We start from the raw sequence: 21,833 nt of genomic DNA, 5'->3' as shown, positions 1-21,833 counted from the left end.
CCCAGCTTTCCAGCCTTGATCCGATGCCTATGCTCGCCGCCGTGGAGGAAACGGAGCTGATCGACCACGGCGCGCGGCGGGATTCGTCGATCCGCAGCGCCGTGCTCACGTCCTTCCTCTCGAAGGGCGGAACCTTCCTCCTCCAGCTGGTCGCCCTGCCCGCGGCCCTGCGGGTGATGGGGCGGGCGGAGTTCGGGATGTTCGGCGCGGTGAGTACCGCGCTGGCCACCGTGGCCTTGCTGGAGGTGGGCGTAGGGCCCGCCCTCGCTCATGGCATTTCGAAGGCGGGTGCCTCGAACGACTTCGCCAAGCGGCAGAAACTGGCATCGACGGCGTTCTTCATGCTGCTGGCGATCGCCGCCCTGGCCGGCTTCCTCGCCGGCGGCGTGTTGATGACGGTTCCGATCCCGACCCTCTTCGGTGGTGAGTTCGCCGGCACCGAGGAAACGATGCGACCCGCTCTCTGGCTCGGTCTCGGCCTTTTCCTCGCGCTGTTTCTCCTGAACCTCACCGACCGGTTACGGGAGGGGTTGCTCGAGGTTTCCCACACCAACACCTGGGGCGCGATCGGCAACCTGCTGGCCGCCGCAGCGGTCGGACTGGCGGTCTGGAAAATCCCGCAGGTCTGGTTTCTGGTGCTCGCGGTCCACGGGTCCATCGTGGTCGCCAAGCTCGGCAACACGTTTTCCTTGTGGAAACGCCACCCCGACATGCTTCCGCGCTTCGCGGGAATCGAGCGCTCCCTGATCCGGCACCTCTTGAGCGATGGCGCGGCCTTCGCGACCTGCGCGCTGCTTGTCGGCTTCGTGGAATACAATGTCTGCACCTGGCTGGTCGGGCACCACGGCGGCCCTGACGCCGTATCGCTCTACATGATCTTCGTGCAGGTGAGCGTGATGCAGCTCGGCTTCGTGATGATGGTCAGCACGCCGACCTGGCCGGCGGTGGCCGAGGCCCTTGCCCGGGATGATCGCCCGTGGGCGAGGATCGCTTCCCGGAGGCTCTACCTGCTGGGGGTCGCCTTCGCGGCCTGTGCGGCGGTCGGCTGGGTGACGGTCGGCCCTTGGGTTTTGAAACTCTGGCTGGGTGAGGAATTCGCCGGACTGCCCCGGAGCTTGATGGGGGCCTTCGCGCTGTATTTCGCCGCCCACACCTGGCGGCATCTCAACCATGTGTTGATGATCGGCACCGGGCAGGTCCGGACCCTCGCGCGGGTTCAGCTTGTCGAGACGGTGCTGGTCGCCGGCGGTGCCACGGCGGGTCTGCATTTCGGCGGCGTGCCGCTCATGATGGCCACGATGGGTGCCACCATCCTGCTGGTCACGGGTTGGCTCTTGCCTTCAAAAGTCAGGCGGGCCCTCGGCGAATAAAAAAAGCCGCTCCCGGGTGGAAAAGCCCGGGAGCGGAAGGGGGAATTCGGGAAACAGATGGGAATGGCTGGCTTTTCCGGCGAAGCCTCGGCGCGATGACATGTGGGCGTCCCCGTGAATCCATCTTGCCGGTTGCCGGCTTCGGTTTCCTTCCAAGCTCCTCCCACGGGATGGGGCGGACCTTGGTCAGTGACGAAGTCGGCGGGCTTGCTCGGCGAAGCAGGGCAATCATTAACCCATCTTGATATTCCGGCGATTACGTGTTCGCGGAAGCTCATTTCCGGGCGGCACCGATCGAGCGAAGGTAGGCCAGTAAGGCCTTCATTTTCGGCTCGTCCACGATGCCTTGAAAGGACGGCATGGCTGGCGCGAAGCCGGCGGCGACCTTGGCCTGGGGCTCGAGGATCGACTCGCGGAGGTAGGCGTCATCAACCTCGATGTCCGAGCCATCCGCGAGTGCCTGGGTGGTGCCGAAGAGCCCATGGAGCCTCGGCGCGATTTCCGAGCTTCCCTGCATGTGGCAGGCTGCACAGCCGAGCGATTGGAACAGCTGCTCGCCTTCCATCGCGGCTGTCGTTTTCCCGTCAGGCACAGGCGGCGGCACGTGGATCAGGCCGGCGATGGCGGTGGTGGCACCGATGACCACGGCGAAGATCGTGGCGAGCCAGCCGCGGAAGTAGAGCCGCGAGTTCATGAGGAATTTCACGGCGACCAACGCGACGATGACGATCACGAGAATGGGCACGCGCTGGTCCGAGGCGTGGAGGCGCGGGAAGTGGGCGCTGAGCATCAGGAACAGCACCGGAAAGGTGATGTGGTGGTTGTGCAGCGAGCGGGACTTGGCGCGCTTGCCGAGGGTGACGTCGTGCGGTTGGCCGGACGCCAACGCATCCATGAAACGGTGCTGGTTGCCCATGATGTGGACGAAGACGTTGGCGGTCATCCAGGTGGCCATCATGGCCCCGATCTGGAGGTAGAGCGCCCGGCCGTTGAAGATGCCGCCGTAAAACCAGGCGGCGCCGGCGATGAAAACCAAGGTCGCCAGGGCACCAAGCCACAGTTTTTTTCCGAGAGGCGAGCGCCAGATCAGGTCGTAGACGATCCAGCCGAGGGCGATCCCGGCCAGGCTGAGCCCGGCGGTGGCGGGACCGGAGAGGTCGGTCTTGGTGGCGTCGGCGAGGGTTGAGCCATCGCGATAGAAAAGGACGCACAGCAGGGTGAAGCCGGTCAGCCAGGTGGTGTAAGACTGCCACTTGAACCAGTGGAGCGGCTGCGGGATGGCGCCGGGCTTGAGGACGCGCTTCTGGAGGTGGAAAACGCCGCCGCCGTGGAGCATGTCGAGGTAGCCCATCAGGTCCTCGTCGGGGTCGTCCTTCCTGCGCGCGATCAGGCGCAGCTCCATCCAGGTGAAAAGCAGTGAATTGCCGATCCACATGATCGCCGCCGCGACGTGGGCGAAGCGCAGAAGGATGGCGGCAATCTCGGCGAGCGCGGAGGACATGGGTGATTTCTAGGGCGTTTCTGAAAAAAGTCCTACAGCCACAAAAAGCATAAGATTCACAAGGCTGCTGGGTTCTCTGTGCCTTTTGTGGCCATCAAAAGACTCGGCGTAGCAGGCCGCGTGCTATTCCTCCACCGCATCGTGGAGGCGGAGCCGGGCGATGTCGTGGATCTGGCGGATGGCCTCGCCGATCTCGGAGGCCTCGTCGTGTTCGAGACGACGCTCGAAGGCTTCCAGCACCGAGGCGCGGGTGTGCTTGCGGGCGCAGATGATGAAGGGAAAACCGAAGCGCTCGCGGTAGGCGGTGTTGAGGGACGTGAAGCGCTCGTATTCGTCCTCGGACAGACGGTCGAGGCCCAGGCCGGCCTGCTCGCGGGTCGATTCGGCGGTGAGCTTGCCGGCACGGGCGAGCTTGCCGGCGAGGTCCGGGTGGGCACGGATGAGGGCGAGCTTTTGGTCGTCCGTGGCGCGATCGACCCATTCCTGCATGGCGGAAATGAGGGCCGCGCGGGTGGGGAATGGCCGCAGGGGAGCGACGCCTTCCGCGACCCAGGGTGAGTGCTCGTAGATGCTGCCGAAGGTTTCGATGAAGGATTCGGCAGTGAGGGTGTTCAGTTCGTTGAGGGTCATAATGGAACGCCGACGATGAAATCGGCATGCGGAGCCGGAGTGGATGGTCCCCAAAAGACTGCCTCAAGGGACCGTCGATGCCGATTTCATAATCGGCGTTCCTTGATAACTGGCGCTGCTGCGAAGATGCTCCGGCCATGGATGTCTGGCAGGCGATCGCCGAGGCCCGCAGGGGCGGGCGGCCGATGGTGGTGGTGACCGTCACCGCCGCCCGCGGCAGCGTGCCGGGCGAGGTCGGCGGGAAGATGCTGGTGACGGCGGAAGGCCTGCCCGCTGGCACGGTCGGCGGTGGCAGGATCGAGGCCAAGGCGGTCGAGCTGGCGACCTCGATGCTCGGCGCGAGCGAACGCTGCCGGACCGAGACCTGGAACCTCCAGCGCGACGTCGGCATGACTTGTGGAGGGGAAATGACGCTGCTTTTCGAGCGGATCGACGGCGGTGGCGAGTGGTCGATCGTCGTCTTCGGCGCCGGGCATGTCTCGCGGGCTCTGGTGCGGCTGCTGGCGACGCTGGCATGTACGGTGGACGTCGTAGATACCCGCGGGGAATGGCTGGCGGGCGTGCCGGCATCGACAAATGTGCGGAAACACCTCGTCGCGGGTTTCGAGCACGGCGTGGAGCGGGTCCGCCCGGACAGCTTCGTCATTTCCGTGACCCAGGGCCACGCGACCGACCGCCCGGTGCTGCGCGAGGTGGCGCGGCGTTTTCCCGAGGTGCCCTTCGCGGGCGTGATCGGCAGCGACGCCAAGAAGGCCGTCCTCTGGCGCGAGCTCCGCGAGGACGGGGTGGCCGAGGATTTCCTCAACAAGCTCGAATGCCCGCTCGGGCTGCCGCTCGGCGGCAACGACCCGGCGGAGATCGCGGTGAGCATCGCAGCGCGGTTGCTGCAGGTGCGCGATCAGAAATGAGTCGGCCTGCGGGCGAGGAACTGGCCGCGGCCCATGGTGCCGACGAATTCGCCATCGCGCACGGCGACCTCGCCGCGCACGGTGACCACGCTGGGCCGGCCTTCGATTTGCACGCCTTCGAAGCCGGAGTAGTCGGTGTCCATCTGCTGTGTCTCGACCGAGATCTTCCCGCGGTAGTCCGGGTCGTAGATCACCAGGTCGGCATCACTGCCGGGGGCGATCTCGCCCTTGCGCGGATAGAGTCCGAAAATCTTCGCCGCCTGGGTGCTGGCCACCTTCACCAGGGTTCTGAGGTCGATCTTCCCGGCCTTCACGCCGTAGGTGTAGAGCAGGTTGACGCGCTCCTCGACGCTCGGGATGCCATTCGGGATGAGCGTGAAATTCGCGCCCTCGCCGCGCAGCGAGAAGTCGGCGTTGAGCGCCTTGGCCGGATCGGGGTGGCCCATGTGCTTCTGCGTTTTGAAATCGAAGGGCGCGTGGTCGGTGCCGACCGTGTCGATGGTGCCCTCGGCGAGGCCCTGCCACAGGACCGGCTGGTGCGCCTTGTCGCGGATCGGCGGGCTCATGACCCACTTGGCGCCCTCGAAGTCGGGTCGCTCGGCGTACGACTTGTCTAGTACCAGATACGGAATGACCGTTTCGATCCACGCCTGCACGCCGCGGCCCTTGGCATCGGCGATGACATCCACGGCGTCCTTGCAGCTGGTGTGGACGACATAAACATGCGCGCCGGTTTGCTCGGCGAAGGTCATCAGGTGATGGCAGCCCTCGGCCTCGACCCTGACCGGGCGGGACGGTTCGTGCCATTCCGGGCCGGTCTTTCCCTCGGAGACGAGCTGCGCCTGGAGCTTGGCGACCAGCTCGGCGTTTTCGCAGTGGGCGGTGACGATGACGCCGAGCTCCTTGGCCAGCTTGAGCGTTTCGTAGAGTTCCTCGTCGTTGATTCCGAAGGCGCCTTTGTAAGCGAGGAAGACCTTGAACGAGGCGACGCCGGCTTCGACGATCTGCTTGAGCTTTTCCGCGGCTTCCGCATCGAAGCGGGTGACGCCCATGTGGAAGGTGTAGTCGCAGGCGGAAATGCCCTCGGCCTTGCTCTTCCACAGCTCGAAGGCCTCGAGCGGGTCATCGTCGCATCCCGGGCAGCACATTTCGATCAGCGTCGTGGTGCCGCCGACCAGCGCCGCCCGGCTCGCCGTGGCGTAGGTGTCCTTGGCATAGGTGCCCATGAAGGGCAGGTAGATGTGGACGTGGGGATCGATGAAGCCGGGAAACACATACTTTCCCGTGGCGTCGATGACCTCCGCCCCCTCGGGCGTGTCGAGCTTTTCGCCAACGGCGGCGATGGTCTCCCCTTCGCACAGCACGTCGGCGTTGAACTCGCGCTCGGCGGTCACCACGGTCCCGTTTTTGATGAGTAGTCTCTTCATGGCTGTATTTCGCGCCGGCTGAAGCCAGCGCTCCGATCACTTTACCCAGATGTCGCCCTCGCCGAAGTTGAACCAGCGGACGGTGGTGGTCTTCTGTTTGGTATAGAACTGCACGCCCTCGCGGCCCTGCATGTGAAGATCTCCGAAGAAGCTGCGGTTCCAGCCGGTGAAGGGGAAGTAGGCGAGCGGTGCGGGGACGCCGACGTTCACGCCGACCATTCCGGCGGAAACGCGGTGACGGAACTCGCGCGCGGCCTTGCCGGAGGTGGTGAAAACGCAGGCGCCGTTGCCGAAGGACTGCCTGTTCGCCGCGGCGATCGCTTCGTCCAGCGTCTTCGCCCGCATCACGCTCAGCACCGGGCCGAAGATCTCGGTGGTGGAGAGGTCGTTGTCGTAATCGATCCCGTCGATTACGGTCGGGCTGACGTAGTAGCCGTCGGGAGCTACGGCGACCGCCGTATTTCGGCCGTCGGCCAGCACCTTGCCGCCCTTCGATTCGCCGAGCGAAATGAGTTCCTCAACCCGATCGCGGTGCTGGGCGGAAATGAGCGCGCCCATGTCGGGTTGGTCTTCGACGTCGGTCGGGCCGATCTTCATCGAGTGGATGATGTCGACCAGTGCCGGCAGCACGCGCTCGCCGGCTTCGCCAACCGCGACCGCGACCGAGCCCGCCATGCAGCGCTCACCGGCGCAGCCGAAAGCACTGTCTTTCAGGGCCGTGGCCGTGGCCTCGACATCGGCGTCGGGCAGGATCACCAGAAAATTCTTCGCCCCGCCGGCCGCCTGCACGCGTTTGCCGTGGAGGCAGCCTTTCTGATAGACGGCTTCGGCGACGGGGGTCGAGCCGACGAAGGAAATCGCCGCTACGTCCGGATGCTCCAGCAGGGCGTCGACCGCCTCGCGCCCGCCGTGGACGATCGAAAACACGCCATCGGGAAGGCCGGCTTTTTTCAGCAGGTCGGCGATCCGCTGCATGGTGAGCGGGACCTTTTCGCTGGGTTTGAGGATGAAACAATTGCCGCAGACCAGGGCGAGCGGCCACATCCACATCGGCACCAGCGCCGGAAAATTGAACGGGCAGATCCCCGCCACCACGCCGAGCGGGACGCGGTCGGTGTGGCAGTCGATGCCGCGCGCGATGTTCTCGAGGCTCTCGCCCATCAGCAGCGTCGGCGCACCGCAGGCATACTCGACCATTTCGAGGCCGCGACGCAGGTCGCCGCGGGCTTCGATGAGCGTCTTGCCATGTTCGCGGCAGATTCCCTTGGCGAGCTCCTCGAACTCGTCCTCGAGCATCGCCTTGAGGCGGAACATGACCTGCGCGCGCTCGTTCGGCGGCGTCCCGCGCCAGTCGGGGAAGGCCTTGAGGGCTTCCTTCACCGCCTCGTCCACATCGGCGGCCGAGGACATCGGGACGGCGGCGAGGCTTTCGCCCCGCGAGGGGTTCATGACCGGTGAGGACCCGCTGACCTTCGGCGTCCGCCATTGGCCGCCGATGAGATTGGGGAGGAGGTCCATGTCAGTTGCGGGCAAGTCCGTCGGACTGTTTGACGAAGTCGTCGCCGTCCCAGTCGCTGTCGGCGGTGACCATCCCGGCCTTTTTGGCCGCGTCCTTCGCCTTGCGTTCGGTCTGCATGCGGACCAGCTCGGCGTGGGTGGTGAAATACTGCAGACTGTGCCCCTTGAAGTCGTCGAGCGTCTCGAAGCCCTTCTTTTCCATGAACTCCAGCAGCTCGTCGCAGAAACGCCGGACCACCGGGTAGCCGAACTTCATGACGCCGGTGCAGACTTGCACCGTGTCGCCGCCGAGCAGGATGAACTGTGCCGCGTCCTGGCCGCTCTCCACGCCACCGATCGCCGACAGCGACCTGCCCGGGAACTCCGCGCGGATCATCTGCGCCAGCTCCATCACCATCCGCAGGGCGATCGGTTTGACCGCCTTCGACGAATAACCGCCGGGCGTCGTGTAACCTTCCACGGTCGGCTCCGGGCGCAGCGTTTCGAGGTCCACACCCATGACGGAGCGGATGGTGTTGATCGCGGCGAGACCCTCGCACCCGGCCTTCAGCGCGGCTCGGCCGGGGTCCTCGATGTGAGTGACATTCGGGGTCATCTTCGCCCAGACAGGGATCTTCGACACGCCGTTCACCCAGCCGCAGACCTCTTCGAGGATGGCGGGATCCTGGCCCATCGCGGCGCCCATTTTCCGCTCCGGCAGGCCGTGCGGGCAGGAAAAGTTGAGCTCAAACCCGTCGACGCCGGCGTCCTGGCAGCGCTCGATGATCTCGCACCAGGCGTCCTTGTTGAATTCCTCCATCACCGAGGCGATGAGCACCCCGTCCGGGTAGCTGTCCTTGCACTCTTTGAATTCATCGAGCCCCTTCTCGAAGGGCCGATCGCTGATCAGCTCGATGTTCTCCCAGCCGATGACTTCGTTGCCGTCCGCGGACTTCAGTTTCGCGTAGCGGGGGCCGACGTTGACCACCTTCGAGGCGTCGAGGCTGACCGTCTTGGCGATCACCGCGCCCCAGCCTTCCTTGAACGCCCGCTGGATCACCTTCAAATTGGTGCCCGGAGGCCCGGAGCCGATCACGAAGGGGTTGGGCAATTGGAGGCCGTCGACGGTGGTAGCGAGCGTGGGCATGGTTTCTGCAACAGGTTGACCCGCTTGGGTTTTTCCAAGCCAAGGTGTGAACCTTGACACCGGAGCAGATTCCCTGCCACTCGAAAACGCGCACTCCCATGGCCGCCCCGGCACCGAAACTCATCTACGGCATTGACGACAAACCGCCCTTTTGCGAGGCGGTGCCGCTCGGCTTCCAGCATTACCTGACGATGTTCGGATCGACGGTGGCGATCCCCTTCATCCTGGCCGACGCACTTGGAGCCTCGCCGGCGCAAGTCGGCCATCTCATCGGGACGATTTTCTTCGTGTCAGGGATCGCCACCTTTCTGCAGACGACCTTCGGCAACCGACTGCCGATCATCCAAGGTGGAACCTTTTCCTTCCTCGCTCCGACCATCGCCATCTGCGGGATGACGAGCCTGGCCGAGGCCGGTTTCGAGGTCCGCATGCAGCACGTGCAGGGCGCGATCATCGCGGGCTCGGTCTTTGAAATGATCATCGGCTTCACCGGGGCGGTCGGGATGCTGCTGCGCTTCGTGTCGCCGGTGGTGATCGCGCCAACGATCGCGCTGATCGGGCTCGCGCTGTTCCAGTTCGGTGCCACGACCTCGGGGGCGGGCGCCTACTGGCCGATCGGCGGATTGTGCATCGGGCTGATTATCGCCTTCAGCCAATACATGCGGCACAAGCACCGGGCCTTCAGCATGTATCCGGTTCTGCTGGGGATCGTCGGCGCGTGGCTGGCGTGCATCGTCGGCACCGAGGTCGGTTGGTTCAAAGCCGGCCATCCCGCGTTCACCGACTTTTCCAAGGTGACGGAGGCCCCGTGGTTGCGCGTGCCGTATCCCTTCCAGTGGGGTATGCCGCAGTTCGCGATCACGGCGATCGTTGGCATGCTGGCGGGGTACATCGCCTCGGTGATCGAGTCGGTGGGCGACTACTATGCCTGTGCGAGATTGTCCGGTGCGCCGATCCCCGGACCGAAGCAGGTGAACCGTGGCATCGCCTTCGAGGGCATCGGCTGCCTGATCGCCGGCGTCTTTGGTTCGGGAAACGGCACGACATCCTACTCGGAAAACATCGGTGCGATCGGCCTGACCCAAGTCGGCTCGCGGCGTGTGGTCCAGTGCGGAGCAGTGATCATGCTCGTGCTGGCGGTGTTCGGGAAATTCGGCGCGCTGTTTTCCACGATCCCGCAGCCGATCGTGGGCGGCATGTACTGCGTGATGTTCGGCATGATCGCCTCGGTAGGGCTGAGCAACCTTCAGTTTGTCGATCTGAATTCGGCGCGGAACCTGTTCATCATCGGCTTCGCGATCTTCATGGGGCTGTCATTGCCGGAGTATTTCAAGTCGCTCGACGGGCCGCTGCTGGAAGGTTCGTGGAGATGGCTGGGTGACATTCTGACTTCGATCGGGCTGTCCGGCATGTCGGTCGGAGCGATCGTGGCGCTGGTGCTCGACAACACCATCCCCGGCACCGAGGAAGAGCGCGGCCTGACGGCGTGGAAGGATGCGGCGTAGTGCGCCTCGATCTGTACGTAGTTCCCCGTTTACGGGGTATCGCTGCCAGGGTTCCGAGAGGAAGAGCCCGCTCTCCGCGACCCCGTAAACGGGGAACAACGTACAGCCGGTGGCGAGCTCAGCTGAGTTCTTTGAGCACGGTCTTGAAGACGTCGAAGGAAACTCTGGAGCTGAACCTCGATCCGTATGGAGTTCCCCGTTTACGGGGTATCGCTGCCAGGGTTCCGCGAGGAAGAGCCCGCTCTCCGCGACCCCGTAAACGGGGAACAACGTACAGCCGGTGGCGAGCTCAGCTGAGTTCTTCGAGCACGGTCTTGAAGACGTCGAAGGAAACTCTGGAGCTGGACCTCGATCCGTATGGAGTTCCCCGTTTACGGGGTATCGCTGCCAGGGTTCCCAGAGGAAGAGCCCGCTCTCCGCGACCCCGTAAACGGGGAACAACGTACAGCCGGTGGCGAGCTCAGCTGAGTTCTTCGAGCACCGCTTTGAACACGGCGAGGAGGAAATCGGCGTCGGCCTCGGTGAGGCACATCGGAGGCTTGATGCGGATCACGGATCCGAACAGCCCGCCCTTGCCGACGATCAGGCCGTGGTCCTTGCAGCGCTCGAAAAAATCGGCGGTGAAGGCGCCGGCGGGCTTTCCATCCCGGACGAACTCGACGCCGAGGATCAGGCCGCTGCCGCGGACGCTGGCGATGATCGGGTACTGCGTTTGTAGTTTTTCAAGGCCGGCGATGATCCGGTCGCCGATGAGCTTGCAGTGCCCTTGCAGGTCGTCGCGCAGCATGATGTCAAGGGTCGCCTTGCCGACGGCCATGGCGAGCGCATCGCCGCCGAAGGTGTTGAAGTGGATGCGGCCGGCCATTTTTTCGGCGATCTCATCGGTGGTGACCACGGCGGCGAGTGGGAAGCCGTTGCCGATCGACTTCGCCATCACGACGATGTCGGGCGTGACGCCGTAGTTCTGAAAGCCCCAGAAGTTCGTGCCGGTGCGGCCGAAGCCGGTCTGGACTTCATCGGCGATGCACACGCCGCCGGCCTCGCGGGCGTGGGCGTAGGCGTGCTCGAGGTAGTCGGCGGGGTAGGGCACGGTGCCGCCGACGCCCTGCATGGGCTCGGCGATGAAGGCGGCGACTTTTCCCGAAGTCCCGAACTGGATGAGGTGTTTGATTTCCTCGGCATACTCGCGGCCGGCGCCGGGCGTGTCGTAGGGGATGGGGCCCCAGACGGGATGCGGGGCTTTGGCGTGCTGGAAGCCGGGCATCGGCGGCACGGCGTATTTCCAGGTGTGGTGGCCGGTGAGCGACATGCCGACGGCGTTGCCGCCGTGGTAGCAGTTGCGCAGGGAAAGGATCTCGTGGTGCCCGGTGTGGAGGCGCGCCATGAGGATGGCGAGGTCGTTGGCCTCGGAGCCGGAGTTGACGAAATAGACGCGCCGGAGCGGGTCGGGGAACGTGGAGGCGAGGGTCTCGGCATACTCGACGACGGCCGGATGCAGGTAACAGGTCGGCGCGTGCTGGATGAGGCCCATTTGCCGGGAGAGCGCGGCGTTTACCTCCGGATGGCAGTGGCCGACGCTGACCGTGCAGATGCCGCCGAAGCAATCGAGATAGCGTTTTCCGGTCTCGTCCCACAGATACTGCATGTGGCCCTCGACCGGCATCAAGGGCTCCTTGTAGAGGAGGAAAATCCCTTGGTTAAGGACGTCCTTGCGACGCGCGAGCAGATCGGACTTCGCAGGGCCGGTGTACGGCGCGGGTGTGTGGTCGCAAGGCGGGAGTTCCATGGGAATCATCGACTAAAGCAGTCGGCGGGCCGGGATTCCAGAGGGGATTCGGCTTGTGGAATTGCCGGGGGTCGGGAATCGGTGGGAGATGATGAAAGCGATCCGGGGTGACATTACGAAGCTGGAGGTAGATGCCATCGTGAACGCGGCCAACACGAGCCTCCTGGGAGGCGGGGGCGTCGATGGCGCGATTCATCGCGCGGCGGGGCCGGAGCTGCTTCAGGAATGCAGGATGCTGAACGGCTGCAAGACCGGGGAGGCGAAGGTCACCCGAGGATACCGATTGCCCGCCAAGTGGGTGGTCCATACGCCGGGACCCGTGTGGAACGGGGGGACGAAGGGCGAGGCGGAGAAGTTGGCGGGATGCTATCGGAACTCCTTGAAGCTGGCGGCGGAGAAGGGCGCGAAAAGCATCGCCTTTCCCGGGATCAGCACCGGCATCTACGGCTATCCCGTGGAGGAGGCGGCAGGGATCGCCGTCGGAACCTGCAGGCATTTCCTGGAGGAAACGGGCAACGGCATCGAAGTGGTGTTCTGCTGCTTTTCAGCGAGGGACCTCGGAGTCTATCGAAGGTTGCTTGGATGAGGAGGTGGCTTGGAGCGACTGCGGCATTGCCTGCGACACGGGATGCGCTAGACTCCCTTCCATGGGAACCGTCCTCGAGGGATCTGAGATCGCGGCTGTTGGAAATGACAGGACCGCGTTCAATCTCGCGGTTTGGGACAAAGTCATCGCGGATTCGGAATTTGCCCGCATGCCCTACCGGTTCGAAACCGACGAGCACGGCCAAATCATCATGTCGCCACCACCCGCGCCAGACCATGGAAACAAGCAGGGGGAAATTGCTTTCCTGCTGCGCAGTTTGTCGCCCGAAGGCAGAACGATCACCGAGTGCCCGATCTCGACAGGGAAGGGAGTGAAAGCGGCGGATGTCGCCTGGTGTTCCGAGCAAGTTTGGCGGGAGTCGAAAGGGAAATCGTGCTTGGTTTCCGCGCCGGAGGTCTGCGTCGAGGTGATTTCGCCTTCGAATTCGCCGGGCGAGATCGAGGAGAAAGTCTCGCTCTACTTCGAGGCGGGAGCGCGGGAGGTCTGGCTATGCTCCTCGGAGGGGAAGATGGAGTTTTTCAAGAGCCCGGACTCGAAGCTGAACGGCTCGGAATTGTTTCCGGATTTCCCGGATCGGATCGAGTAGGTCAGCTCGGCCGCATCGGGCCGATGGCGTGTTTGATGACCTCGCCGGTGAGGGGGGACTGGAGGTCGGTCTCCGTTTTGCCGAAGGCGTGGATGGCGTCGCGGAGGGCTTCGCGGACGGAAATGGCGAGCATGAGCGGGGGTTCGCCGACGGCTTTGGAGCCGTGGATGGTGTTTTCCTGGGTCGCGTCGGTAAGCAGGGAAACGCGGAAGTCGGCGGGGGCATCGGACCAGGCGGGGATGGCGTAGGTGCTGGCGCTGTGGGTGAGGAGGTGGCCGTGCTCGGCCCACTTGAGTTCCTCGCTGGTCAGCCAGCCGGCACCCTGGACGTAGCCGCCTTCGATCTGGCCGATGTCGGTGGCGGGGTTCAGCGAGTCGCCGACGTCGTGGAGGATGTCGGTGCGGAGGATGCGGTGCATGCCCGTGAAACCGTCGACTTCGACCTCGGTGACGGCGGCACCGAAGGCGAAGTAGTGGAAGGGGCGGCCCTTGGGGTTGGGCTGCGACCAGTCCCACTGCAAGCCCGGGGTCTTGTAGTAGCCGGTGGCCGAAAGTTGGACCCGCTGCATGTAGGCGAGGGCGGCGGTCTCGGCGAAGGTGAGGGATTCGCCGGACGAAGTACGGAAGATGCCGTCGGTGAGGGTGACGTCGTTGGGATCGACGCCGAGATTGCCGGCGGCGACGTCGGTGAGGCGCTGGCGCAGGGTGCGGCAGGCGTCGGCGACGGCCATGCCGTTGAGGTCGGAGCCGCTGCTGGCGGCGGTGGCGGAGGTGTTCGGCACCTTGTCGGTGCGGGTGTGCATCAGGCGGATACTGTCGGCGGGCAGGGTGAGTTCGCGGCGGGCGACGCTGAGGATCTTGGTGTGAAGGCCCTGGCCCATTTCGGTGCCGCCGTGGTTCACCTGGACGGAACCGTCGGCGTAGATGAGGACGAGCGCGCCGGCCTGGTTGTAGTGTTTCAGCGTGAAGCTGATGCCGAACTTGACCGGGGTGATGGCGAGGCCGCGTTTGTGGTGGGGGTTCGACTGGTTGAAGTCGTCGATTTGGGCGCGGCGTTGCTGGAACTCTGAGGATTGTAGTAGTTCGGTCCAGATGCGTTCGAGCCGGTTGTCGCCGAGGTCCTCGCCGTAGTGGGTGGTGTTGGTTTCGCCACTGCCGTGGTAGAAGTTTTTCCGGCGGACTTCCTCGGGTGGGAGGCCGGTTTTTTCCGCGACGCGGGCGATGATTTCCTCGATGACGACCATGCCCTGCGGTCCGCCGAAGCCGCGGAAGGCGGTGTGGCTGGTGACGTTGGTTTTGCAAACCTGGCCGCGGAAGCGGACGTGGGGGATGTAGTAGGCGTTGTCGAGGTGGAAGAGGGCTCGGTCGTTGACGGGCAGGGAGAGGTCGAGCGACCAGCCGCCGTCGGAGTAGAGCCGGACGTCGGCGGCGTGGAGGAGGCCGTCGCTGCCGTAGCCGACCTTGTAGATGGCGTGGAAAGGGTGGCGCTTGCCGGTGGTGGCCATGTCTTCGTCGCGGTCGAGCTGGAGCGAGACAGGTTCGCCGGTTTTGATGGCGGCGAGGGCGCAAAGGGCGGCGACGGGGTTGGCCTGGCTTTCTTTTCCGCCGAAGCCGCCGCCCATGCGCGGGCACTCGACGACGACCTGGTGGCGGTGGAGGCCGAGGACTTCGGCGACGATGGTCTGGGTCTCGGTCGGGTGCTGGGTGGAGGAGGTGACGAGGATCCCGCCTTCGCCATCGGGCTCGGCGAGGGCGGCCTGGGTTTCGAGGTAGAATTGCTCCTGCCCGCCGATGTCGAGGGTGCCTTCGAGGAGGTGCGGCGACTCGGCGAGGGCGCGGTCCACCTCGCCGCGGGCCAGGGTGTGGGGGGTGGTGTGAAATGATTGCGCTTCGAGGGCGGCGGGGATGCCGATGATGGGCGGGAGGGCGGTGAATTTGACCTCGATGAGCGAGGCGGCGATGCGGGCTTGCTCGGGGGTTTCGGCGACGACGGCGGCGACGAGTTGGCCGTGGAAATCGATGCCGGATTCGGCGAAGAGGGGCTCGTCGTGGGCGGAGCAGCCGGTGTTGTTGGAGCCGGGGATGTCGTGGGCGGTGAGGATGGTGACGACGCCGGGGGAGGCGGCGGCGCGAGAGGTGTCGAGGGTTTCCAGAAGGCCGCGGGCGACGGTGGAGCGGACGCAGTGGACGTGCAGGGTGCGGCGGCGGAGGGCGTGGTCCTGGGTGTAGAGGGCGGCGCCGGTGACGTGGCGTTCGGCGCTTTCGTGGGGGGTGCTTGGCCGCTTCGCGGGAGGGGAAAGGGGAAAGGATAAAGGAGAAAGGGGAAGACGCGGGGAAGTTGAATGCCGGTCTGGAGATCGGCGCTCCACGAAGAATTTGAGGAAGAGGTCGCGGATGAGGTGGTGGCGGTAGGCGGCGGTGGCGCGGGTGTCGGAGATGGGGGCGAACTCGGTGGCGAGGAGGGTGAGGATGGTTTCCGAGGTGGCTTCGCTTGCGGGCAGGTTGAGGAGGGCGGACTCGGTTTTTCTGGCGCGGATGGGGGTGGGGGCGACGCCGCCGTAGGCGAGGCGGGCTTCGGTGATGCGGCCGTCGGAGTCGGTGGCGATGCGGATGGCGGCGGCGACGATGGAGATGTCGAGCTCGCGGCGTCGGGCGACCTTGAAGAAGCGGGCGGTGCCTTTTTGCTCCCGCGGAATGTCGATGGTGAGGATGAGCTCTTCCGGGAGGAGCTGGGTTTTGCGGTAGGCGATGAAGAAGTCGCTGAGGGGGATGGAGCGGGTGCCGGTGGCGGAGACGAGGGTGAGGGAGGCGTCGAGGGCGAGCAGGGCGGGGGCGGTGTCGCCGATGGGCGAGGCGGTGGCGAGGTTGCCGCCAAGGGTGGCGCGGTGGCGGATCTGGCGGGAGGCGAACTGCGGCCAGAGTTCGTCGAGGATGGGGTATTCGCCGGCGAGCGCGTCCTCGACGTCGGTGAGCGGGGCGCCGGCGCCGATGCGCCAGTGGGTGTCGGTTTTTTCGATCTGCTTGAGCTCGGCGATGTGATCGAGGGAGATGAGGGCGTCGGGGCGGAGGGCGCGCTTGTTGAAAAGTACGCCGAGTTCCGTAGCTCCGGCGAGGAAGGGAGCGGTGGGGTGATCGGCCTTGAGGGCGAGGGCGTCGGCGAGGGTGGTGGGGGCGTGGAAGGTCGAAGTGCCGAGTGAGCAGTGATCAGTGGTCAGTGAAGAAGAGGCGGGCTGAAGCCCGCGTTCCAATGAAGAAGGAAGAGAGGTGGCGGCGGTTTGGATGGGGCGGTAGCCGGTGCAGCGGCAGAGGTTGCCGCAGAGCTGGTCGGCGAGTTTGGCGGGGTCGGTGGTGATGCCGCGGTCGGCGGCTTCGGCCATGGAGCAGATGAAGCCGGGGGTGCAGTAGCCGCATTGGGAGCCGTGGTGGTCGACCATGGCTTGCTGGACGGGGTGGAGGGGTGGTGATGGGGGCGGGCTGCCGGGGTTCACAGGCGGGACGCCTGTGCTCCTTTGGGAGCCGTGGGGGGTGACCATGGCTTGCTGGACGGGGTTGAGGGGTGGTGATGGGGGCGGGCTGCCGGGGTTCACAGGCGGGACGCCTGTGCTCCTTTGGGAGCCGTGGTGGGTGACCATGGCTTGCTGGACCGGGTGGAGGGGGGATGATGGGGGCGGGCTGCCGGGGTTCACAGGCGGGACGCCTGTGCTCCCTTTCAGGCCCTCGGCGGTCAGGATTTCGCGGCCGGCGAGGGAGAGGGCGGGGGTGATGCAGGCGTTGATGGCGCGGGGAGAGCGGTTGCTTTCGAGAAGAAGAATGGTGCAGGCCCCGCAGTCGCCCTCGTTGCAGCCGCACTTGGTGCCGGTGAGGCGGTTTTCGCGGAGGAAATCGAGGACGCTCCGGTGGGGCGGGAGGCCGGAGAGGTCGAAGGAGCGGCGGTTGATGGTGAGCGAAGGCACGGAAGAAGTTTGCTAGTTTTCAGTGTTCAGTTTTCAGGGCTGAACTCACGGGGAGGCCAGGGTGAGGAGGGTCTGGGTAAGGAGGGTGGTGCCTTTGGCGATGGCTTCGGGGGAGGCGTATTCATCGGGGCGGTGGGACCAGCCGTTGAGGCAGGGGATGAAGAGCATGGCAGTAGGGCAGAGGCGGGCCATGAAGAGGGAGTCGTGGTAGGCGCGGCTGATCATGCGAACGTGGCTGTAGCCGAGCTCGACGGCGTGCTTTTCGGCGACGGCGAGGATTTCCTGCGAGCAGATGGCAGGCGGGTCGGAGTTGATTTGCTGCCAGTCGAGGGTGACGCCGCGGCGGTGGCAGGTGGATTCGGCGGCTTGGCGGATCCCGGAAATGGCGGCGGCGCGGGCGGTGAGGTCGGTGTCGCGGAAGTCGATCTCCATCATGGCGTGGCAAGGGATGGAGTTGATGGCGCCGGGCTTGACCTCGATGACGCCGGTGGTGCCGACGGTGTCGTCGGAGGGCGAGTCGAGGGCGGCCTTTTCGACGGCGAGGGCGGTTTCGGCGGCGGCGAGGAAGGCGTCGTGGCGGCCGGGCATGAGGACGGCGCCGGCATGGCCGCCGGTGCCGGTGAAGGTGAGCCGGAAGGCGGCGGGGGCGGCGATTTTTTCGACGAGGCCGATGTCGGTGCCGGAGGCGTCGAGGTGGGGGCCTTGCTCGATGTGGAGTTCGAGGAAATGGGAATAAGTGCCAAGTGAGCAGTGAGCAGTGATCAGTGAAACTTGCTCGAGGTTGCCTTGGTACTGCGCGGGTCGTAGCTGCTCGAGGGAGCGTCCTTCGGGGTCGCGGAGCTGGCGGGCTTCGTCGGGGGTGAGGGTGCCGGCCATGAGGCGCGAGCCGAGGCAGCCGATGCCGAAACGGGTGGGCTCCTCGGCGGTGAACATGATGAGCTCGATGGAGCGGCGCGGTTTTTCGCCGGAGGCGGCGATGGTGCGGAGGGCTTCGAGACCGCCGAGGACACCGACGACCCCATCGTAGGCGCCGGCGTTCGGGATGGCATCGGTGTGCGAGCCGGTGGCGACGGCGGGGAGAGTTGGGTCGGTGCCTTCGAGGGTGATGAAGAGGTTGCCGGCGGGGTCGGCGCGATGGGTGAGGCCGGCGTTTTCCGCGAGACCGAGAAGCCAGGCGCGGGCGGCGAGGTCCTGCTCGGAAAAGAGGACGCGGGTGACGGCGGGAGCCGGGTGCGCGGAGATGGTGGCGAGGTGGGAGAGCTCGTCGAGGAGGCGGGGGATGTTGGGAGTGAGAGGCATGGAGATGGAAGATGAAGCGACTTGAAAAGTCGCTCTCCTTACGGGAGGCGGTGGATATCCTTGTAGTAGAGGTAGGAGGCGGGTTCGTCGCCGATGGCGGCGAACCATTGGGGGCAGTAGGGGGCCATCCAGATGGCGTCGCCGGCTTCGACGTGGTAGTAGCGGTCTTCGAGGCGGTAGATGCCTTGGCCGGAGAGCATGAGAAGGCCGTGCTCCATGATGTGGGTTTCGACGAAGGGGAGGGTGGCGCCGGGCTGGTAGGTGAAGATGTTGATGGCGAGGTCGAAGTGGGTGTGGATGGGCAGCAGGGTCTGGAGCCGGGCGCGTTCGTTGCCGAGGAAGGGCTCGTCGGGGACGTCGGCGGCGTTGCCGTGGGTAACCGGCGGGGCGGGGGTGCCGGGGATTTCGGCGAAGACTTTGCGAAACACGGTGAGGCGGGAACCGGGGTCGCCGTGGAGGACGAGGTTGGTGCGGGCGGGGGTGAAAAGATAACCGCCGTCGGCGAGGCCGACCGTGCCGCCGGACCACTCGGCGCGGACGGGGCCTTTCTCGACGTAGAGGGCGTGTTCGTGTTCGTCCTCGGGGAAGAAGGCGGTGCCGCGGGGCTCCTCGAAGATGACGAGGATCTGGCTGATGGCCGCGCCCATGGCAGGGGAGAGGATGACGTGGGCCTTGACGCCGGACCAGTGGGGGAAGTCGGACGGGACGTGGCCGTCCGGAGCGATGAGGGCGTGGCGGGCTTGGACGGAGGTGCGGGTGTGCATCCTGAAGTTGGTTAGGGTTCAGTTTTCAGTGTTCAGGGTAGATGAAGCGGCCACGGGTTTGTGGGGTGACTTTCTGGCCGCGGAGGTGGGTGGTGGTGATGCGGTAACGGGGGGTGAGGCCGAGGTAGGGGGAGATCTTGTGGCGGGTGAGGAGGTCGGGCTCGGCGATGGGGGCGGTGTTTTTTTCGAGGAGGATGAAATCGGCGTCGTGGCCGGGGAGGAGGCCGCCCTTGTTGGGGAGGCGGAAGCGGGTGGCGACGTTGGCGCTGATCTGGGGGAGGAAATCGAAGCCGCGGTTGCAGAGGAGGGGGAGGCCGTGCTGGATGCCGGCGATGCCGCCCCAGATGGCGAAGAGATCGTCGCCGGTTTTGAGGTCGGGCGAGGAGGGAGAATGGTCGGAGCCGAGGGTGTCGATGTTTCCCGAGAGAAGGCGCTGCCAGAGGGCTTCTACGGTGGATGTCGTACGTAGCGGCGGGGCGCACTTGGCGGGGGCGCCGATGCGGATGGCGTCGGTGTCGGTGAGGAGAAGGTAGTGCGGGCAAGTTTCGACGGTGACGTCGATGCCGGCGGCCTTGGCCTCGGTGACGAGGTCGATGCCTTCGGCGCAGGTGACGTGGACGATGTGGAGGGCGCAGCCGGTGTCGTGGGCGAGGTCGAGGGCGCGGCGAATGGCATCGAGCTCGAACCCGATCGGGCGCGAGGCGAGCCAGGCGGCCATGTCCTTGCCGGAAACATCGATCGTTTTCGGGATCTCGGCGTGGACAGCGACGGGCAGGTGGAGGTCGGCGGCGATGCGCATGCCCTCGCGTAGCGTGGCGGCATCGGCGGTGGGGAATTCATCGAGTCCCGAGTGGCACATGAAGGCCTTGAAGCCGATGGCGCCGGCCGCGGCCATGTCGGCGAGGTGCGGGAGGGAGTCGGGGATGAGGCCGCCCCAGAGGGCGAAGTCGACGTGTGACTTCCGCTCGGCGATGCGGTGTTTTTCCTCAAAGCGTCCGCGGGTGGTGACGGGCGGGGAGGAGTTGAGCGGCATGTCGAAGAAGACCGTGCCGCCGCCGGCGGCGAGGGCGAGCGAGCCGGTGTCGAGGCCCTCCCAATGCTCGCGGCCGGGTTCGTTGAAGTGGACGTGGGCGTCGATCCACGAGGGAAGGAGGATCGCGTTCGGGGCTTCGATTTCCTCGCGGGCGGAGCCGGTGACGGAGGGACCTACGTCGGTGATCGTACCTCCGGACGCGGCCAGGGAAATGGCGGCTCCATCCGGGGTGCGGGCGTGGACGAGGAGGTCGTGCATCAGGCGAGGGATTTCAGGAAACGGGCGAGGACGCGGACGGCGGTGTCGATGTCTTCGGGCGACGCGAACTCGTCGGGGTGGTGCGAGAGGCCGTCGCGGCAGCGGACGAAGAGCATGGCGATGGGGCCGACGGTGGAAACGGCGACGCCATCGTGACCGGCACCGGAGATCATTTCCCGGCAGCTCCCGGTTTCCGCGACGGCGGCGGTGGCGAGCTGTCGGGTGAGGATGGCGTGGCAGGGGACAGGGCCGTTTTCCTGGATGACGGACCAGTCGAGCGTGAGCCCGCGGCGTTGGGCGACCTGCGTGCAGGTGTCGTGAAGCTGGGCCAGCAGGGTGCGGTGGGCGACCGACTCGGGGTGTCGGAAATCGAGCGAAAGGGTGGCGCTGCCGGGAATGGAATTCGAGACGCCTGGCGTGGGATGCAGCATGCCGACGGTGGCGACGAGCGGCGGGTTGGCGCGGGCGAGCGACTCGGCGTGGAGAACGCACTCGGCGGCACCGGCGAGGGCATCGCGACGGAGCGTCATGGGCGTGGTGCCGGCGTGGTCGGTGCGACCGGTGAAGGTGAGGCTGAGGCGGGATTGTCCGGCGATGGCGGTGACGACCGCGACCGGCTCGCCGGCTTCTTCCAAGACGCGGCCTTGCTCGATGTGAACCTCGACGTAGCCGCGGATGCTACGAGGTTCGTAGTGGATGTCGGCGGAGCCGGTGAAGCCTTCGTTTTCGAGGGCCTCGGCGATGGAAACTCCGGACGAGTCGCGGATCGCGAGCGTCCTGGCATCGAGCGGACCCGAGATGCTCCTCGACCCGAGGTAGGTGGTGTGGAAACGGACGCCTTCCTCATCGGAGAAAGCGAGGACATGCACGGGGAAATGAAGCGGGCCGTCGATGGACTCAAGCGCGGCGAGGGCGGCAACGATGCCGAGCGCGCCATCGAAGCGGCCGGCGTCGATGACCGTGTCGAGGTGTGAGCCGAGGAGCAGGGGCGGGGCGTCGGAATTCGGGCCGGGGAGGATGCCACGGAGGGTGCCGTCGCGGGCGCGGTCGACGGCCATGCCGAGTTCGCGCATCCATGCCATGACCTGCTCGCCGGCGATGCAGCTGGCGGGCGAGAGGAAGGTGCGGGTGAGGCGACCGGGTTCGTCGGAAATCCCGCCGAGCAGGTCGAGGCGCTCCACTGCCCTTTTTCCGGGCCCGGTCATGATCCGCGGTAGGTGGAGTAGGCCCAGGGGGTGAAGGACAGGGGGATGTGGTAGCTTTCGCCAGCGGCGACTCGGAAGCGGATCGGCACGACCTCGAGGAACGGGCTGTCGGTGCCGCGTGCGCGGAAATAGTCGCCCACCGAGAATTCGAGCGTGTAGTCGCCGGGGGCGGGATCGGCCACGAGGGGTTTACCGCAACGGCCGTCGTCGTCGGTGCGGATGTCGGCGAGCAGGCCGTCGGGACCGGTGAGGCGCACGGCCAAGCCGGCGGCGGGGCGGCCGCAGGTGAGGTCGAGGGCGTGCGTGGAAATCTTTGCCATCTCTTGCAAATCAGCAGAAAGCGGGCCGGTCGGCAAGG

17 protein-coding genes are annotated in these 21,833 nt (G+C 65.8%); 5 read left to right on the top strand and 12 right to left on the bottom strand.

What is annotated here, in order from left to right:
* Positions 1 to 23: 23 nt before the first annotated feature.
* Complete coding sequence (locus ABXH26_RS15505; protein WP_353568005.1) at positions 24 to 1,370, top strand: lipopolysaccharide biosynthesis protein; 1,347 nt, start codon at positions 24 to 26, stop codon at positions 1,368 to 1,370.
* Positions 1,371 to 1,644: 274 nt separating this feature from the next.
* Here the strand turns inward: ABXH26_RS15505 and ABXH26_RS15500 are convergent, their stop codons facing one another.
* Both ABXH26_RS15500 and uraD read right to left on the bottom strand, forming a co-directional pair.
* Positions 1,645 to 2,871 carry a urate hydroxylase PuuD gene (locus ABXH26_RS15500; protein WP_353568004.1) on the bottom strand — a complete coding sequence of 409 codons (1,227 nt, stop codon included), beginning with the start codon at positions 2,869 to 2,871 and terminating at the stop codon, positions 1,645 to 1,647.
* A 123-nt stretch (positions 2,872 to 2,994) separates the two neighbouring features.
* Positions 2,995 to 3,501: a 2-oxo-4-hydroxy-4-carboxy-5-ureidoimidazoline decarboxylase gene (gene uraD, locus ABXH26_RS15495; RefSeq protein ID WP_353568003.1), complete on the bottom strand. Its 507-nt coding sequence runs from the start codon at positions 3,499 to 3,501 to the stop codon at positions 2,995 to 2,997.
* 137 nt (positions 3,502 to 3,638) lie between these two features.
* Between uraD and xdhC the strand changes: the two genes are divergently transcribed.
* Entirely contained in the window at positions 3,639 to 4,409 is a 771-nt protein-coding gene (xdhC, locus tag ABXH26_RS15490) for a xanthine dehydrogenase accessory protein XdhC (RefSeq protein WP_353568002.1), read from the top strand.
* On the opposite strand, the gene hydA is transcribed toward xdhC, so the two are convergent.
* From hydA to preA, 3 genes are read right to left on the bottom strand one after another with little or no spacing between them, the layout of a single operon-like run.
* Positions 4,400 to 5,836, bottom strand: coding sequence for a dihydropyrimidinase (gene hydA / locus ABXH26_RS15485; RefSeq protein ID WP_353568001.1), 1,437 nt, complete (start codon positions 5,834 to 5,836; stop codon positions 4,400 to 4,402). The two genes, xdhC and hydA, sit on opposite strands and share 10 nt — an antisense overlap.
* 36 nt (positions 5,837 to 5,872) lie before the next feature.
* Positions 5,873 to 7,354 (bottom strand): CoA-acylating methylmalonate-semialdehyde dehydrogenase, encoded by a 1,482-nt coding sequence (locus ABXH26_RS15480; protein ID WP_353568000.1) that lies wholly within the window; start codon positions 7,352 to 7,354, stop codon positions 5,873 to 5,875.
* A gap of 1 nt (position 7,355) precedes the next feature.
* Positions 7,356 to 8,480, bottom strand: a complete 1,125-nt coding sequence (gene preA, locus ABXH26_RS15475) for an NAD-dependent dihydropyrimidine dehydrogenase subunit PreA (protein ID WP_353567999.1) — start codon at positions 8,478 to 8,480, stop codon at positions 7,356 to 7,358.
* Between the two features lie 98 nt (positions 8,481 to 8,578).
* Here preA and ABXH26_RS15470 point away from each other — a divergent pair, with 98 nt between their 5' ends.
* Positions 8,579 to 9,985, top strand: a complete 1,407-nt coding sequence (locus ABXH26_RS15470) for a uracil-xanthine permease family protein (RefSeq protein WP_353567998.1) — start codon at positions 8,579 to 8,581, stop codon at positions 9,983 to 9,985.
* A gap of 460 nt (positions 9,986 to 10,445) precedes the next feature.
* Here the strand turns inward: ABXH26_RS15470 and ABXH26_RS15465 are convergent, their stop codons facing one another.
* Positions 10,446 to 11,771, bottom strand: coding sequence for an aspartate aminotransferase family protein (locus ABXH26_RS15465; protein ID WP_353567997.1), 1,326 nt, complete (start codon positions 11,769 to 11,771; stop codon positions 10,446 to 10,448).
* Between the two features lie 88 nt (positions 11,772 to 11,859).
* On the opposite strand from ABXH26_RS15465, the gene ABXH26_RS15460 reads away from it, so the two are divergent.
* Both ABXH26_RS15460 and ABXH26_RS15455 read left to right on the top strand, forming a co-directional pair.
* Positions 11,860 to 12,357 carry an O-acetyl-ADP-ribose deacetylase gene (locus tag ABXH26_RS15460; protein ID WP_353567996.1) on the top strand — a complete coding sequence of 166 codons (498 nt, stop codon included), beginning with the start codon at positions 11,860 to 11,862 and terminating at the stop codon, positions 12,355 to 12,357.
* 169 nt (positions 12,358 to 12,526) lie between these two features.
* A complete protein-coding gene (locus ABXH26_RS15455) occupies positions 12,527 to 12,964 on the top strand; it encodes a Uma2 family endonuclease (protein WP_353567995.1) in 438 nt (145 codons plus the stop codon).
* Between the two features lies 1 nt (position 12,965).
* On the opposite strand, the gene xdhB is transcribed toward ABXH26_RS15455, so the two are convergent.
* From xdhB to uraH, 6 genes are read right to left on the bottom strand one after another with little or no spacing between them, the layout of a single operon-like run.
* On the bottom strand, positions 12,966 to 16,916 hold the full coding sequence (xdhB, locus tag ABXH26_RS15450) for a xanthine dehydrogenase molybdopterin binding subunit (protein WP_353567994.1): 3,951 nt from the start codon (positions 16,914 to 16,916) through the stop codon (positions 12,966 to 12,968).
* Positions 16,917 to 16,961: 45 nt separating this feature from the next.
* Positions 16,962 to 18,215: a M20 family metallo-hydrolase gene (locus ABXH26_RS15445; protein WP_353567993.1), complete on the bottom strand. Its 1,254-nt coding sequence runs from the start codon at positions 18,213 to 18,215 to the stop codon at positions 16,962 to 16,964.
* A gap of 38 nt (positions 18,216 to 18,253) precedes the next feature.
* Positions 18,254 to 18,979 carry a (S)-ureidoglycine aminohydrolase gene (allE, locus tag ABXH26_RS15440; RefSeq protein ID WP_353567992.1) on the bottom strand — a complete coding sequence of 242 codons (726 nt, stop codon included), beginning with the start codon at positions 18,977 to 18,979 and terminating at the stop codon, positions 18,254 to 18,256.
* A gap of 25 nt (positions 18,980 to 19,004) precedes the next feature.
* Positions 19,005 to 20,270 carry an allantoinase AllB gene (allB, locus tag ABXH26_RS15435; protein WP_353567991.1) on the bottom strand — a complete coding sequence of 422 codons (1,266 nt, stop codon included), beginning with the start codon at positions 20,268 to 20,270 and terminating at the stop codon, positions 19,005 to 19,007.
* Positions 20,270 to 21,475, bottom strand: coding sequence for a M20 family metallo-hydrolase (locus ABXH26_RS15430; protein WP_353567990.1), 1,206 nt, complete (start codon positions 21,473 to 21,475; stop codon positions 20,270 to 20,272). The genes allB and ABXH26_RS15430 overlap by 1 nt, the downstream gene beginning before the upstream one ends.
* Positions 21,472 to 21,795, bottom strand: a complete 324-nt coding sequence (gene uraH, locus ABXH26_RS15425) for a hydroxyisourate hydrolase (RefSeq protein WP_353567989.1) — start codon at positions 21,793 to 21,795, stop codon at positions 21,472 to 21,474. The genes ABXH26_RS15430 and uraH overlap by 4 nt, the downstream gene beginning before the upstream one ends.
* Between the last annotated feature and the right edge of the window lie 38 nt (positions 21,796 to 21,833).

It is taken from the genome of Haloferula sargassicola (genome assembly GCF_040362925.1).
Taxonomy (GTDB): Bacteria; Verrucomicrobiota; Verrucomicrobiia; order Verrucomicrobiales; family Akkermansiaceae; genus Haloferula; species Haloferula sargassicola.
This window is presented reverse-complemented; position numbering and strand designations above follow the sequence as displayed.

Bases quoted from the DNA above. Each gene is read 5' to 3' on its own strand.
- ABXH26_RS15505 (WP_353568005.1), top strand. From the start codon at position 24: ATGCCTATGCTCGCCGCCGTGGAGGAAACGGAGCTGATCGACCACGGC.
- ABXH26_RS15500 (WP_353568004.1), bottom strand. From the start codon at position 2,871: ATGTCCTCCGCGCTCGCCGAGATTGCCGCCATCCTTCTGCGCTTCGCC.
- uraD (WP_353568003.1), bottom strand. From the start codon at position 3,501: ATGACCCTCAACGAACTGAACACCCTCACTGCCGAATCCTTCATCGAA.
- xdhC (WP_353568002.1), top strand. From the start codon at position 3,639: ATGGATGTCTGGCAGGCGATCGCCGAGGCCCGCAGGGGCGGGCGGCCG.
- hydA (WP_353568001.1), bottom strand. From the start codon at position 5,836: ATGAAGAGACTACTCATCAAAAACGGGACCGTGGTGACCGCCGAGCGC.
- ABXH26_RS15480 (WP_353568000.1), bottom strand. From the start codon at position 7,354: ATGGACCTCCTCCCCAATCTCATCGGCGGCCAATGGCGGACGCCGAAG.
- preA (WP_353567999.1), bottom strand. From the start codon at position 8,480: ATGCCCACGCTCGCTACCACCGTCGACGGCCTCCAATTGCCCAACCCC.
- ABXH26_RS15470 (WP_353567998.1), top strand. From the start codon at position 8,579: ATGGCCGCCCCGGCACCGAAACTCATCTACGGCATTGACGACAAACCG.
- ABXH26_RS15465 (WP_353567997.1), bottom strand. From the start codon at position 11,771: ATGGAACTCCCGCCTTGCGACCACACACCCGCGCCGTACACCGGCCCT.
- ABXH26_RS15460 (WP_353567996.1), top strand. From the start codon at position 11,860: ATGATGAAAGCGATCCGGGGTGACATTACGAAGCTGGAGGTAGATGCC.
- ABXH26_RS15455 (WP_353567995.1), top strand. From the start codon at position 12,527: ATGCCCTACCGGTTCGAAACCGACGAGCACGGCCAAATCATCATGTCG.
- ABXH26_RS15445 (WP_353567993.1), bottom strand. From the start codon at position 18,215: ATGCCTCTCACTCCCAACATCCCCCGCCTCCTCGACGAGCTCTCCCAC.
- allE (WP_353567992.1), bottom strand. From the start codon at position 18,979: ATGCACACCCGCACCTCCGTCCAAGCCCGCCACGCCCTCATCGCTCCG.
- allB (WP_353567991.1), bottom strand. From the start codon at position 20,270: ATGCACGACCTCCTCGTCCACGCCCGCACCCCGGATGGAGCCGCCATT.
- ABXH26_RS15430 (WP_353567990.1), bottom strand. From the start codon at position 21,475: ATGACCGGGCCCGGAAAAAGGGCAGTGGAGCGCCTCGACCTGCTCGGC.
- uraH (WP_353567989.1), bottom strand. From the start codon at position 21,795: ATGGCAAAGATTTCCACGCACGCCCTCGACCTCACCTGCGGCCGCCCC.